This is a genomic window from Paraburkholderia sp. SIMBA_053 (genome assembly GCF_046534895.1).
Classification (GTDB): Bacteria; Pseudomonadota; Gammaproteobacteria; order Burkholderiales; family Burkholderiaceae; genus Paraburkholderia; species Paraburkholderia caledonica.
Window position 1 is genome coordinate 1 of record NZ_JAWRXU010000646.1, and the last position, 274, is coordinate 274.

At 58.8% G+C, this 274-nt stretch carries 1 pseudogene; it reads left to right on the forward strand.

Annotated elements, in window-relative coordinates:
* Positions 1-23 precede the first annotated feature (23 nt).
* Positions 24-274 (forward strand): annotated as a pseudogene (locus SB753_RS37185) (hypothetical protein); the annotation flags it as partial.

Consider the following 274-nt stretch of genomic DNA (forward strand, 5'->3'; position numbering starts at 1 on the left):
TGGGTAACGGCAGCATCCCTGCTTTGACCCACACGGAAGTGTCGACGAACGCCGCCTATTACGGCGACACGCCGCCTAGCCGTGCACAGAAGGCTGGTGTTTCATCTACCGTATCTGTCGGCGAAGACGTTGGAGCCTGGCTGGTCAATTCGCCCCCGACTGCGAGCGTAGATTTTGCCAATTGCCTGCCCAAGTTGCTGAATACGATGTACCACCTGGTTGGGGCGACTGACACATTCCAGACGATCGGGATCGGTTTGGGGTCAGCCGACGG